Annotated in this window: 12 protein-coding genes; 11 read left to right on the plus strand and 1 reads right to left on the minus strand. The window is 28.0% G+C overall.

Going from position 1 to position 13,927, the window contains the following annotated elements; genetic code table 11:
• Positions 1–18 precede the first annotated feature (18 nt).
• From yqeC to I2A66_RS04255, 6 genes are all read left to right on the plus strand, one after another.
• Positions 19–705 (plus strand): selenium cofactor biosynthesis protein YqeC, encoded by a 687-nt coding sequence (yqeC, locus tag I2A66_RS04230; RefSeq protein ID WP_122640543.1) that lies wholly within the window; start codon positions 19–21, stop codon positions 703–705.
• 5 nt (positions 706–710) lie between these two features.
• The gene (gene mocA / locus I2A66_RS04235) at positions 711–1,277 is read left to right on the plus strand and encodes a molybdenum cofactor cytidylyltransferase (protein ID WP_195251016.1); all 567 of its coding nucleotides are present in this window, start codon (positions 711–713) and stop codon (positions 1,275–1,277) included.
• Positions 1,278–1,280: 3 nt separating this feature from the next.
• On the plus strand, positions 1,281–2,300 hold the full coding sequence (locus I2A66_RS04240; RefSeq protein WP_195251018.1) for a molybdopterin-binding protein: 1,020 nt from the start codon (positions 1,281–1,283) through the stop codon (positions 2,298–2,300).
• 230 nt (positions 2,301–2,530) lie between these two features.
• Positions 2,531–5,122: a cation-translocating P-type ATPase gene (locus I2A66_RS04245; protein ID WP_195251020.1), complete on the plus strand. Its 2,592-nt coding sequence runs from the start codon at positions 2,531–2,533 to the stop codon at positions 5,120–5,122.
• A gap of 108 nt (positions 5,123–5,230) precedes the next feature.
• Positions 5,231–6,856 (plus strand): ABC-F family ATP-binding cassette domain-containing protein, encoded by a 1,626-nt coding sequence (locus I2A66_RS04250; protein WP_122640541.1) that lies wholly within the window; start codon positions 5,231–5,233, stop codon positions 6,854–6,856.
• A 432-nt stretch (positions 6,857–7,288) separates the two neighbouring features.
• Positions 7,289–7,603, plus strand: coding sequence for a Thoeris anti-defense Tad2 family protein (locus I2A66_RS04255; protein WP_122640540.1), 315 nt, complete (start codon positions 7,289–7,291; stop codon positions 7,601–7,603).
• A gap of 168 nt (positions 7,604–7,771) precedes the next feature.
• Here I2A66_RS04255 and I2A66_RS04260 read toward each other — a convergent pair whose 3' ends face one another.
• On the minus strand, positions 7,772–8,761 hold the full coding sequence (locus I2A66_RS04260; protein ID WP_122640539.1) for an HD domain-containing protein: 990 nt from the start codon (positions 8,759–8,761) through the stop codon (positions 7,772–7,774).
• Positions 8,762–8,917: 156 nt separating this feature from the next.
• Here I2A66_RS04260 and I2A66_RS04265 point away from each other — a divergent pair, with 156 nt between their 5' ends.
• The 5 genes from I2A66_RS04265 to I2A66_RS04285 all read left to right on the plus strand — a co-directional run bounded on the left by I2A66_RS04265 (position 8,918) and on the right by I2A66_RS04285 (position 13,774).
• Entirely contained in the window at positions 8,918–10,135 is a 1,218-nt protein-coding gene (locus I2A66_RS04265; protein WP_195251022.1) for a voltage-gated chloride channel family protein, read from the plus strand.
• Positions 10,136–10,177: 42 nt separating this feature from the next.
• Positions 10,178–11,260 carry a glycoside hydrolase family 10 protein gene (locus I2A66_RS04270; RefSeq protein ID WP_147516536.1) on the plus strand — a complete coding sequence of 361 codons (1,083 nt, stop codon included), beginning with the start codon at positions 10,178–10,180 and terminating at the stop codon, positions 11,258–11,260.
• A gap of 276 nt (positions 11,261–11,536) precedes the next feature.
• On the plus strand, positions 11,537–12,325 hold the full coding sequence (locus tag I2A66_RS04275; protein ID WP_147516535.1) for a transporter substrate-binding domain-containing protein: 789 nt from the start codon (positions 11,537–11,539) through the stop codon (positions 12,323–12,325).
• 70 nt (positions 12,326–12,395) lie between these two features.
• A complete protein-coding gene (locus I2A66_RS04280) occupies positions 12,396–13,046 on the plus strand; it encodes an amino acid ABC transporter permease (RefSeq protein WP_122640535.1) in 651 nt (216 codons plus the stop codon).
• Entirely contained in the window at positions 13,046–13,774 is a 729-nt protein-coding gene (locus I2A66_RS04285; protein ID WP_147516625.1) for an amino acid ABC transporter ATP-binding protein, read from the plus strand. The genes I2A66_RS04280 and I2A66_RS04285 overlap by 1 nt, the downstream gene beginning before the upstream one ends.
• Positions 13,775–13,927: the final 153 nt, after the last annotated feature.

A 13,927-nucleotide genomic window follows, 5' to 3' on the forward strand; every position in this document is an offset into this window, starting at 1 on the left:
ATGTGAAAGGATTAAATTATGGAAATTATAACAGTAGTTGGTGCAGGAGGAAAAACATCATTTATAAAACTTTTAGCCCAAAAACATAGAAAATCACTTAGGGTACTGTCAACTACAACTACTAAGATTTATTTGCCTCAAAAAGAAAGCTATGATAAGTTAATTATGAAAAAAAGTGATGATGAATTTAAATTTTTAAAAGATTTTGGAGTTACATTAGCTGGAAGATATATAAATGAGGAAAATAAAGTAGTCGGTTTAAATTTTAAAGAAATAGAAGAAATAGAAGTAAACTTTGACTTAATTCTTATAGAGGGTGATGGTTCTAAAAAAAAGAAGCTAAAAGGATGGAGAGATAATGAACCAGTGATATATCCTAAGAGTAATAAAGTTATAGGTATAGTAGACATAACATCATATGATATGGATATAAATATGGAAAATATACATAATCTAAGTAGATTTATAGAAATAAGTAAATGCAAAGAAGAAAAAGTAAATCTTATACACTTAAAAAATATGATATTAAATGAAAATGGATTATTTAAAAATTCAGTAGGTGAAAAAATTTTATTTATAAATAAAGTTGAGAATGAAAGGTATAAATGTTTAACAAAAGAACTTATCAAACTTATTAAAAAAGAAAATAAATATATAAAAATATTATATGGAAGTGTAAAAGAAAACATTATAATGGAAGGTTAGGACAAATGGTAAATGCAATAGTAATGGCATCTGGTCTTTCGAAAAGGATGGGAGAAAATAAGCTATTATTAAAATACAAAGATATCCCATTAGTAGAGCATATACTAAGAGAAATTAAAAAATGTGATTTTAATGAAGTGATTTTAGTAAGTCAATATGAAGAAATTTTACAATTAGGAAAAAGATATAATTTTAAAATTGTAAAAAATGAAAACTCACATGTTGGGCAAAGTGAGTCTATTAAGTTAGGTATAAATAATAGTTCTGATTGTGATGGGTATATGTTTTTCGTAGGTGATCAACCTAAATTAAAAAGTGAGCATATAAATACTATTATGAATACATTTAAACATAATAAAGATTATATTATAATACCTAAATCAAATAACAAATGTGGAAATCCTGTCATTTTTCCTTATAAAATTAAAGAAGAGTTACTTTTATTAAAACATGATGAAAAGGGTAAAAAAGTAATAAATAACAATTCATCTATTTTATATGTAAATATAGATGAAGATATATTGTTTGACATAGACACAAAATCTGATTATGACAAATTAAGAGGAGAGTAAAGTATGAAGCAAATAAAAACAGTTGATGCAGTAGGTCAAGTTTTATGTCAGGATATAACTCAAATTTTACCAGGTGAGTTCAAAGGTAGAAAATTTAAAAAAGGACATGTTGTAAGAGAAGAAGATATACCTGTATTATTATCGTTAGGGAAAGATAATTTGTATATATGGGAAAAACAGGAAGGTATGATTCATGAAAATGATGCTGCCTTATATCTAAAAGAAATATCAGCTGGAGAAAATCTAGAATTTAGCGAAATAAAAGAGGGTAAAATAGACTTTATATCAAAAATAGATGGATTATTAAAAATAGATGTAGAAAGTTTATTTAAGTTAAACTCTATAGATGATATAATGATGGCTACACTACATAATAATTTTGAAGTTAAAAAAGGAACTAAGGTAGCAGGTACAAGAGTGATACCGTTGTTAATAGAAGAAGAAAAGTTAGAAAAAGCAAAAGAAGTTTTAGGTGGTAAAAATATAGTAAACGTACTTCCTTTTAAAGCTAAAAAAGTAGGTATAGTAACAACTGGGAATGAAATTTATCATAAGAGAATAGTAGATAAATTTGGTCCAGTTATAATAGATAAAGTAGGAAAGTATAATTGTGAAATAATGGGGCAAGTAATATGTCCTGATGATAAAGAAATGATAAAAGAAGCTATAATGAACTTTATAAATGATGGAGCAGAACTTATATGTTGTACAGGAGGAATGAGTGTAGATCCAGATGATGTAACTCCTACAGCTATAAAAGAATGTGGTGGAGATTTAGTAACTTATGGTTCACCTATACTTCCTGGAGCTATGTTTTTACTTGCTTATTATGGAGAAGTTCCGATAATGGGAATACCAGGATGTGCAATGTATAATAAAACAACTGTATTTGATGTAATACTTCCACGATTATTAGTAAATGAAAGGTTAACTAAAAGTGATATAGCAGCATATGGACATGGTGGTCTATGTATGCAATGTGATACATGTACATATCCAGCTTGTAACTTTGCAAAAATATAAAAAATAGTTGCAATAAATTCCTATTGTGTATATAATAAATAAAAAATAGAAAAATTCCCTTGAAGGGGAGTAGCTTTCACAAATATAGTGATAATCAATCGTCATTTCGGAGTAAAATCCCGGTTGATTAGCAAGTAAATAAGCTTGTTAGCAAGACCTTCAGAGTAGATTATTAATCTACTTTGGTGGTCTTTTTTTATTTGAAAAAATTAATTTGTGGAGGGAAATATATGTTTTATAAGAAAACAAGTGAGGAATCAATAAAGCATCTAAGTAGTAATATTAATGGATTGTCACAAGATGAGGCAAGTAAAAGGTTAAAAGAAAATGGATACAATGAATTAAGAGAAAAAGCAAAAATTCCAACATGGAAACTTTTTATAGACAGTTTCAAGGACCCATTAGTTATAATACTTTTAATAGCTGCAATGGTACAAATATTTTTAGGTGAAATAGTTGAGTCGAGTATAATATTTGCAGTTTTAATACTTAACTCAATATTAGGCGTTGTTCAAAGTAAAAAAGCAGAAGGCTCATTAGAAAGTCTAAAACAGTTATCAGTTCCAAATGCAAAAGTAATTAGGGAAGGGCATAAAACTACAATAAAATCTAGAGAACTAGTAGTAGGAGATATTGTTATTCTTGAAGCTGGAGACTATGTGCCTGCAGATGGTAGAATAATAGAATCACAAACATTTAAGGTTGTAGAAGGAATGTTAACAGGTGAATCAGAACCTGTATTAAAAAGCGAAGATAAAATAGATGGTGAGTGTTCATTAGGCGATCAAAAGAATATGGTATTTAGTGGATCCATGGTAGTATATGGTAGGGCAGTGTATATAGTAACAAGTTGTGGAACAAATACAGAAGTTGGTAAAATAGCAAATTTATTAGAAAATGCAGAAAGTAAAGAAACACCGCTTCAAAAGAAACTTGATGATTTTGGAAAGAAGTTAGGAATAGGAATAGTTGGATTATCTATACTAATATTTGCTATTCAAATTATTAGAGGAGGAAACTTAATTGACTCATTCATGTTTGCAATAGCAATAGCCGTAGCTGCAATACCAGAGGCATTAACATCAATAGTAACCATCGTATTGTCAATGGGAACTAATATAATGGCTAAGAAACAAGCTGTTGTAAGAAAATTACCTGCTGTTGAAACTTTAGGATCAACTAGTGTAATATGCACAGATAAAACTGGAACACTAACTCAAAATAAAATGACAGTAGTTGATGCATATATGTATGGAGTTAAAAAAACTGTGAAATATGATAACAATTTATCAAGTCAAGAATTAGCCTTGCTAATCTCATTTGCACTTTGTAATGATTCTGATATAGCTAATGGAGGTATGGAAATAGGTGATCCAACAGAAGTAGCACTTATAAACTATGTAAATAAAAATAATTTATATTATAAACAATTAAGAGAAAATTATGTTAGAATACAAGAATTACCTTTTGATAGTGATAGAAAGCTTATGTCTACTATAAATAAAGTAGAGGATAAAGTATTAATGCTTACAAAGGGAGCACCAGATATAGTATTTAGTAGATGTAAGTATGCATTAAGTAATGGTGAAATAGTAAATATAAATGAAGATATAATAAATGAATATAAAAATATAAATGAAGAATTTTCAAATAAAGCACTTAGAGTTTTAGCTTTTGCAACTAAGGCTGTAGAGAGTGAAAATTTTGTACCATCAATTGAAGATGAAGATGAATTAATATTAATTGGAATAGTTGCAATGATAGACCCTCCAAGAGAAGAGGTTTATGAAGCTGTAAAAGAAGCAAAAGAGTCTGGAATAAAAACAGTAATGATAACTGGAGACCATAAAACGACTGCAGCAGCAATTGCAAAAGATATAGGAATAATGGTTGATGGTGATTTGGCTCTTACAGGTAAAGAATTAGATGATTTAAGTGAAGATGAATTAAATGAAAAATTAGAAAATATATCAGTTTATGCAAGAGTTTCACCAGAAAATAAAATAAGAATAGTTAAAGCATGGCAGAAAAAAGGTAAAATAACAGCAATGACAGGTGACGGTGTAAATGATGCTCCAGCATTAAAACAAGCTGATATTGGAATAGGAATGGGCAGTGGTACAGAAGTGGCTAAAGATGCTTCAGCGATGGTACTTTTAGATGATAATTTTGCTACTATAGTTAATGCAATAGAAGTTGGTAGAACAGTTTATAATAATATAAAAAAATCTATAACTTATTTATTCTCAGGAAATTTAGGAGGAATAATAGCAATATTATTTGCAGTAATGGCCGATTGGGCAAATCCATTTACTACAATACAGTTGCTGTTTATAAATCTAGTTACAGATTCTCTTCCAGCTATAGCATTAGGTTTTGAGCAACCTGAAAAAGATGTAATGAAAAGTTTACCAAGAGATCCCAATGAAAGTATTTTAGCTAAAGGAACATTAAAATCTATTTTAATTAAGGGTAGTATAATAGGTATGGTTACAATATTTGCTCAATATATAGGAATGCAAAGTTCACCGGAATTAGGAACAGCGATGGCTTTTGCTACTCTTACTTTATCAAGGATAACACAAACATTTGCATCAAGATCTAATACTGAAACTATATTTAAATTAGGATTTGGAAGTAATAAGTATGTTTTAGGTGCTGTAGTTGTTTGTTTAGGCATGTTTGTATTAACATTAACTCCATTTATGAGAGGTGTATTTTCTATTCCAACTTCTTATGGATTATATAACTTTATAGTATGTTTTGGATTAGCTATATTTGCTAGTTTAATTATGGAATTTAAGAAATTTTTAATGAGATAAACTTAAAAAACATAAGTCTTAGATTATTGACTTAAATTGAGTTTTAGTATATTATTAATAAAGTTGTATATATAATAATAAATATAGACATGAAAGGAAAAAAAGCGAATGTTACAAGTTACTAATGTAGGACTTAGATTTGGTGATAAAGAGTTATTTAAAGACGTTAACTTAAAATTCACTAAAGGAAATTGTTACGGAATAATAGGTGCTAATGGTGCAGGAAAATCAACTTTCCTAAAAATATTAGCTGGAGATATAGAACCAAATACAGGAAGTGTTTCAATAACTGAAAAAGAAAGAATGTCTGTACTTAGACAGGACCACTTCAAATATGAAGAAGATACAGTTTTAAATGTTGTTATAATGGGACATGAAAGACTATATTCTATAATGCAAGAAAAAGATGCATTATACATGAAGCCAGACTTCACTGAAGAAGATGGTATAAAAGCTGCAGAACTTGAAGGTGAATTTGCTGAACTTGATGGATGGGATGCAGAAACAAATGCAGAGAGATTATTAATGGGTCTAGGAATAGATAAAAGCTTACACTATAAGCAAATGAAGGAATTAACTGGTGGAGAAAAGGTTAAAGTATTACTTGCTCAAGCATTATTTGGTAAACCTGAAATACTAGTAATGGACGAACCGACTAACCACTTAGATTTCCAATCAATAAACTGGTTAAATAACTTTATAATGGATTTAGAAGATTCTATCGTTATAGTTGTATCACATGATAGACATTTCTTAAATCAAATATGTACAAATATAGTTGACGTTGATTTTGGTAAAATACAAATGTACGTTGGTAACTATGACTTCTGGTATGAGTCAAGCCAATTAGCATTACAACTTGCTAAAGATCAAAATAAGAAAGCTGAAGAAAAAATAGCTCAATTAAAAGAGTTCATTGCAAGATTCAGCTCGAATGCTTCTAAAGCAAAACAAGCAACTGCAAGAAAGAAACAATTAGATAAAATAGAAGTTGAAGAAATACAACCTTCTAGAAGAAGATATCCATATGTTGGATTTGCTCCTGAGAGAGAAATAGGAAATGAAGTATTAGAAGTTGAAGGATTAACTAAAACTATAGATGGTGTTAAAGTTTTAGATAATGTATCTTTCAGATTAGATAGAGATGATAAAGTTGCTTTCATGGGTGACGAAATAGCTGTAACTACATTATTCAACATAATAATGGGAGAAGACACTGCTGATAGTGGTACTTTCAAGTGGGGAGTAACTACATCTCAATCATATCTTCCTAAAAATCATAACCAATACTTCGATGGAATAAGTTATTCTTTAGTTGACTGGTTAAGACAGTATTCTGAAGAAAAGAGTGAAAGTTTCATAAGAGGATTCTTAGGTAGAATGTTATTCTCTGGAGAAGAAGCTTTAAAAGAAGCTCAAGTTTTATCTGGAGGAGAAAAAGTTAGATGTATGTTATCTAAGTTAATGTTATCAAATGCTAACGTTTTAGTTTTAGATGATCCAACTAACCACTTAGACTTAGAGTCAATAACTTCTGTAAATAAAGGTTTAGAGAAATTCCCAGGAGTATTATTATTTAACTCTCATGACCAAGAGATGATACAAACTCTTGCAAACAGAATAATAGAAATAACTCCAGGTGGAATAATGGATAGAAAAACTACACTTGAAGAATACTTAGAAAACAAGGATGTACAAAATAAATTAAAAGAAATGTATGCTGTTGCTAAGTAATATAAATAAAACTTAATTAAAATATAAATGCATCTTTTGAATATATGGTAATCTGCATATATTTGGAAGATGTATTTTTTTTATAAAAACTAAGAAGGTAGTCAAAAAATTTCAATCATATCTTACTGAATAATACATAAAATCTATTTTTATAAGGATAGTACTACAAATTTACACATATGTTTACTGATAATCTAATAAAAGATACAGATTATTTTTATTGTAAAATAATACAGATAATATGAATTTAAAATGGAATTAATTAAAAAATGGGTTCATATAATAGAAAATATAAAGATGGGGTATGGAAATCAGGCTAATTAATACTACTTAGTTTTAAAATAATATTTATATTATTAAATAATTTTTTTGTAATTTTATTCTTATATATAACAAATGATAACGAGATTAATTTAGGGGAGGTAGTTATATATGAAATGTTGCATGTGTGGATTTGAATTAGAAGATAATTACTGTCATTTATGTGAGAGAGGTTTAGTATTTTGTTCAATTGAATGTTTGAAAGATAATTATGAGGAAAGAAGTGAAGGGACACTATCAGTAGAAGCACCTAAGATGAATTTTGGAGAGGCTATAACTAAACTAAAAGAAGGATACAAGGTAAGAAAAGTAGATTGGGATGAAAGTCATTATATTTACATGGATGAAGAGGGATATGTCAGAAGAAGAGATGGAAAGAAGTATTTCATTAAGTTAAATAATGATGTCTGGGAAGAATTTAAGTAGAGCATTATAGATTTACTTATTATAACAAATTGATATAAAGATCAGTTTTATGAGTGTATTAAAAATACCCCAAATAAGCTAAAAAATGTATGCTACGAAAGTGTATTTAATAGTTAAAATAAAAATGGTACCTTTGATTTAAGCAGAAGGTACCATTTTTTATTTTATTTATTTTCCACTAAGCCAAATATTAAAATCTACTTTTAAAAATTCATCTATATCTTTTGATAATTTTTTTGATAAATTCGAAACTCTGCCAAGAGAAACTACTTGAGGATTTATGTATCTTCTCTTAGCAGGTATATTGACCCAATATCCATTAAGAGGTTTTGTTTTGCTAGTTAAAACTTGAGAAAACTTTTTAAAGCTATCAAGCATATCTTTTGATTCTTTATCTTTTTCTAACATTGATATAACTTTATATTCAGTAGTGTATAAATCATCTATATTTATAATATCTCTCTCTATAGCTAATTTTAATAAGTCAGCCAAATATTGCATAGCAAATCTATCTTCGTTTGAAGAGTATACCTTGGAATTTAGTAGAGATACAGACGTAAACTCTAAAGCTTTATCTAAAGTTCTAAATGAAATTTCATCTTCTTTAAACTCATTTTTAGATACAGTTAAGTCATCATATATATTTTTAATTTCATTGATATTTTTAAATCCATAGTAAAATGCATTTCCTAAAGTATATTCTAATCTATCAGCACAAAGTAGAGGAGAATTATTATCTGCAATAGGATACATATGATAATCGCAAACATCATCAGTTGTTAAATTATATTTTTTAAGAATACTTTGTATCTCTTGAGAATTTTCTATAATTTCTTTAGTCCTTTCCTCTGTAGATTCTTGATTTTCATGATCTCCATTTAAAAAATCAATTACATGAGCAAAAACAGGAGAGCTTATGTCGTGAAGTAAACCTGCTATTGATTGTTTTATATCTTTTGTAAAATTCCAAATAATAAGTGATACTCCTATACTATGAGTATACCTAGTATAGTTTTTGCCTTTAGAAAATATAGGAAAACCAGTGTACTCACACCCACAATTCATACCTATATTATTTAATCTTTTAAATTCAGGTGTATTTACTAATTCTTCTATAAAAACTGGATAGTCCTTGCTGTATATATTAATTAAATCCAAATTAATGCCTCCTTGAAAATTATATTCAATATATATTATATAGGACAGTATGTTTAATCTGTCAAATAAATTTAATAATGAAATCAAACATACTAATTAAAAGAATATGCTAATTATTATAAAGCTATTGGAAAAGCTAAATAATGAGGTGAAGATATGGATTTTGTAAATAATCATATTAAAGAAAGTCGATTAATAATAGCTCACTTTATTAAATGGTTTTTTTTATCATTAATAAGTGGGATAAGTGTTGGACTAGTAATAACCTTATTTTTAAAAAGTCTAGAATATGTTACACAAACTAGACAGATTTATGCATGGTTACTTTATTTGTTACCAGTAGGAGGATATATAATAAGTTTTTTATACTATAAATATGGTAAAGACTCATCAAAAGGAAATAATTTAATTATAGAAAGAATTAACAATGGTAAAGGGAGAATTCCTTTTAGAATGGCACCTTTAGTATTTTTAGGAACAGTAGCAACTCATTTATTTGGAGGGTCTGCAGGTAGGGAAGGTACTGGAGTACAAATTGGTGCGAGTATATGTTCAGAGTTAGGAGAATTATTAAAATTAGATGAATCTGATAAAAACTTGATAATTATAAGTGGTATAAGTAGTGGATTTGGAGTTGTGTTTGGTACTCCTATATCAGGAACAGTATTTGGATTAGAGGTTACATCTATAGGAAAAATGAGATATGAAGCTATCGTACCTTGTTTTGTAGCTAGTTATATTGGAAACTCAATATCGAACATTTTAAAAGTGCATCATATGAACTATAGTATGGTGGGAGTAATAGATGATGTTAGTATATTTTATAAGGTGACACTTTGTTCTATATTATTTGGTATTACAAGCAAAGTTTTTTCAGAATTAACACATATATTAAAAAAGTATTTTAGTTATCATATAAGAATGCGATATAATAGAAGCTTTTTAGGTGGAGTAATAATTATAGTTTTGGTATTTATAGTGAATAGTAGGATATATTTAGGGTTAAGCTTAGATTTATTAAAATACTCCTTTGAGATACCTGTTAACAATTATGATTTTATACTTAAGTTAATTTTCACATCTATAACACTAGGTAGTGGATATCAAGGAGGAGAGGTAACTCCTTTATTTGTAATAGGGGCTACTTTAGGAAATACTTTAAGTTTTATGATTGGCCTTCCAATGTCATTCTTAGCGGGTCTTGGCATGATAGGTGTATTTTGTGGAGCCACAAAAACTCCGATTGCATCATTTATAATGGGAGTGGAATTATTTGGATCTATGAATATGAAATATTTATTTGTAGCATGTGTAATTAGTTATGTTTTTGCAGGTAAAAGTGGTATATATACATCTCAAGAATATAATATATAAAGTTGTGTATAAAATATATTAACTTTATGAAGGGGTAGTTTTATGAATGATAATTGTAAAAATATAGAACTTAGGGGTGTATGGATAGCTACTGTATACAACATTGATTGGCCGAAAACTTTGAATAATAAAGAGAAACAAAAACAAGAATTTATAAATATCCTTAATATAATAAATGATTTAAATTTTAATTCAGTTTTTGTTCAAATAAGACCATCATCAGATGCTTTTTATAAATCTTGTATAAATCCATGGTCCAAGTATATTACAGGAGAACAAGGATGTAATCCAGGGTACGATCCTCTAGAATTTATGATAGAAGAATCTCATAAAAGGAATATAGAATTTCATGCATGGTTAAATCCATATAGAGTAACAACAAAAGGAATTAATTTAAATGAACTATCAGATAATAATATGGCAAAATTACATCCAGATTGGTTATTATCTTATAATGATGCGTTGTTTTATAATCCAGCAAATATTAATGTTATTAAATATATAGGGGATACTGTTTTTGAAATAATAAGTAATTATGATGTTGATGGAATTCATTTTGATGACTACTTTTATCCATATAATTATCCGTTACCGTATAAAGAAGATAAAAACGGAATTATAGGTAATAGTAGACGTAATTTTATAACTCAAATGATAAAGATGGTAAATAATATAGTTAAAAAAACTAATCCTAGAATTCAGTTTGGAGTTAGTCCATTTGACATATGGAAAAATAAAGCTAGTGACACTAAAGGTTCTAATACTAATGGCTCTGAAAGTTATTATAGTGTTTTTGCAGACTCAGTTAAATGGATAGAGGAAGAAATTATAGATTATATAGCTCCTCAAATTTATTGGACTATAGATAATAAAAATGCTCCTTATGAAGAACTTGTAAAATGGTGGTTAAATATAACAAAAGGTACTAATGTCAAATTATATATAGGTGAAAATATAAGCAATACAGATATATCAAAAGAAATTTCAAAACAAATAGATATAAATAGAAGCTATGAAGAGGTAAATGGGAATATATTATTTAGCATGTCAAGTATAGAAAATAATGAATGCAATATAATTGAACAAATTAGAAGCTCATATTTTTGTAAAGATAAGAAACTATAAAATTTTATAAATTATAGTTCTATATATAAAAATAAATTAATAAATTATAATTAAATATATTTAATAATACTACTTAAAGAAATCGCTGTATTATTTAATAGTAAAATGTGTATACATTATGTAAAAAGTTATAGTTTATATTCAAAATATTTTGACAATTACACTAAAATAGTGTATAAATATATTATAGAAGCAAAGGCGGTTCTATAGTAAGTATTACTATAGCCGTACTTTGCTTTTTTTATTGAATTATCTAATATAAGGGGGAAGTTAAATATGAAAAAAAGCAAATTATTCACGTTAGCTATGTCAGCTATAATGGCAGGTACACTACTTGTAGGTTGCCAATCTAAAAGCTCAGGTTCAGATGAGAGTATATCAGACTCTGGAACAAAATATTTAATAGCAACGGATTCAAAATATGCACCATTTTCATTTGAAGAAGATGGAGAATATAAAGGAATTGATGTGGAGATATTAGCAGCAGTAGCAGAAGAATCTGGATTTGATTATGAATTAAAGCCTATGGATTTTAATGCAATAATACCAGCGCTAACTTCAAATCAACTTGATGGGGCCATAGCTGGTATGAGTATAACTGATGAAAGAAAGGAAGCTTTAGACTTCTCTGATGGTTACTTTGAATCAGGTTTATCAATAGTAGTAGATTCTGATAATACAGAAATCAACGGAGTTAAAGATTTAAATGGAAAAACAGTTGCGGTTAAAAAAGGAACAGCAGGGGAAAATTGGGCTTTAGAAAATCAAGAGAAATATAACTTAGAATTAAAACATTTTGAAGATTCTCCAGCTATGTTTTTAGCAGTTCAAGGTGGAAATGCAGACTTTGCTTTAGAAGATTATCCAGTAATAGCATATAAAATAAAAGTTGATGCTGATAACGAATTAAAAATAGCAGGGGATAAAGTAACAACTGCTGATTATGGATTTGCAGTTAATAAAGGTCAAAATGCAGAGTTATTAGAAAAATTTCAAGAAGGATTAAAAGCTATAAAAGAAAATGGTAAGTATGATGAAATAATTTCTCAATATATAGACCAATAAAATATATCTGCGTATGAAAATTTACTTACACTAAATCAATATAAAATTTAACTAGATATGAGGGATAAATATGGTGAGTTTAGAGTTGTTAAAAAAAAGTTTACCAAGTCTGCTATCAGGGCTTGGAGTAACAGTAAAAATAGCTTTTTTTGCAATAATTATAGCGTGTGTCATAGGTTTAATATTTGGTATTTTAAGCATATCAAAGTATAAAATCATAAGTGGAATAGCATTCATATATACAACAATTATTAGAGGAACTCCACTTATGATACAGGCAATGTTTATATTTTTTGGATTAGGTCAGTTTCTAGGTATAAGATTTAATCCTGTTTCAGCAGGTATTTGGATTTTAGCATTGAATTCAGGTGCGTATCTTTCAGAAATTTTTAGAGGTGGAATACAAGCTGTAGATATAGGTCAAATGGAAGCTGCAAGAAGTTTAGGTATGCCAACATCTATGGCAATGAGAAAAGTAATATTACCACAAGCTATTAAGATTATGATTCCTTCTCTTATGAATCAATTTATAATTGCTATAAAAGATACTTCAATATTATCTGTAATAAGTATTAGAGAGCTTATGCAAAGTGGGCAAATAATAGTTGGTACAACATACAAAGCTTTTGAGATTTATGGAATAGTTGCAATAATGTATTTAGTATTAATAACATTATTAATGTGGGCTTCAAAGCTTGTAGAAAGGAGATTGGCATCGTGATAATAAAGGTAAGCAATTTGAAAAAATACTTTGGAAATTTAGAAGTTTTAAAAGATATAAATTTAGAAATTAAAAAAGGTGAAGTTGTTTGTATAATCGGACCTTCTGGTTCTGGTAAAAGTACACTTTTGAGATGTTTAAATGGATTAGAGCAAATAAATTATGGTAAAGTTACAATACTTGATCATGACTTGTTTGATAAAAAATCGGATATAAATAAATTAAGAGAAAATATAGGAATGGTATTTCAAGGATTTAATTTATTTCCTCATAAAACAGTTTTAGAAAACATAACGATGGCACCTCAGTCTTTAAAGAAAATATCTAAAGAAGAATCAATAGATATTGCAATGAAACTTCTAAGAAAAGTTGGATTAGAAGGCAAGAAAGATAATTACCCAAATAGCTTATCTGGTGGACAAAAACAAAGGGTTGCTATAGCTAGAGCTTTAGCCATGAATCCTAAGGTTATGTTGTTTGATGAACCTACATCAGCTCTTGATCCAGAGATGGTAGGGGAAGTATTAAATGTAATGAAGGACTTAGCGAAAGAAGGTATGACAATGATAGTTGTAACTCATGAAATGGGATTTGCTAGGGAGGTGTCAGATAGAGTAATATTTATGGATGGAGGATATATATTAGAAGATTCTACTCCTGACGAGATATTTACTGATGCTAAAAGTGAAAGATGTATGGAGTTTTTAAATAAAGTTATTTCTCACTAAAAACAGCTATGTTGAAACATAGCTGTTCTTTTATGTATTTATCTACTTGAAATGATTTTAAGTTAAAAATAATTTAAAATCAAAAAAGTCATATTAAAAAATATAAATATAAAGACATAAATATATTTTAGTCGAATTATAATTGGATAATAT

Origin of the sequence: Romboutsia sp. 1001713B170207_170306_H8 (assembly GCF_015550495.1) — a bacterium.
Classification (GTDB): domain Bacteria; phylum Bacillota; class Clostridia; order Peptostreptococcales; family Peptostreptococcaceae; genus Romboutsia_E.

Bases quoted from the DNA above. Each gene is read 5' to 3' on its own strand.
- yqeC (WP_122640543.1), top strand. From the start codon at position 19: ATGGAAATTATAACAGTAGTTGGTGCAGGAGGAAAAACATCATTTATA.
- mocA (WP_195251016.1), top strand. From the start codon at position 711: ATGGTAAATGCAATAGTAATGGCATCTGGTCTTTCGAAAAGGATGGGA.
- I2A66_RS04240 (WP_195251018.1), top strand. From the start codon at position 1,281: ATGAAGCAAATAAAAACAGTTGATGCAGTAGGTCAAGTTTTATGTCAG.
- I2A66_RS04245 (WP_195251020.1), top strand. From the start codon at position 2,531: ATGTTTTATAAGAAAACAAGTGAGGAATCAATAAAGCATCTAAGTAGT.
- I2A66_RS04250 (WP_122640541.1), top strand. From the start codon at position 5,231: ATGTTACAAGTTACTAATGTAGGACTTAGATTTGGTGATAAAGAGTTA.
- I2A66_RS04255 (WP_122640540.1), top strand. From the start codon at position 7,289: ATGAAATGTTGCATGTGTGGATTTGAATTAGAAGATAATTACTGTCAT.
- I2A66_RS04265 (WP_195251022.1), top strand. From the start codon at position 8,918: ATGGATTTTGTAAATAATCATATTAAAGAAAGTCGATTAATAATAGCT.
- I2A66_RS04270 (WP_147516536.1), top strand. From the start codon at position 10,178: ATGAATGATAATTGTAAAAATATAGAACTTAGGGGTGTATGGATAGCT.
- I2A66_RS04275 (WP_147516535.1), top strand. From the start codon at position 11,537: ATGAAAAAAAGCAAATTATTCACGTTAGCTATGTCAGCTATAATGGCA.
- I2A66_RS04280 (WP_122640535.1), top strand. From the start codon at position 12,396: ATGGTGAGTTTAGAGTTGTTAAAAAAAAGTTTACCAAGTCTGCTATCA.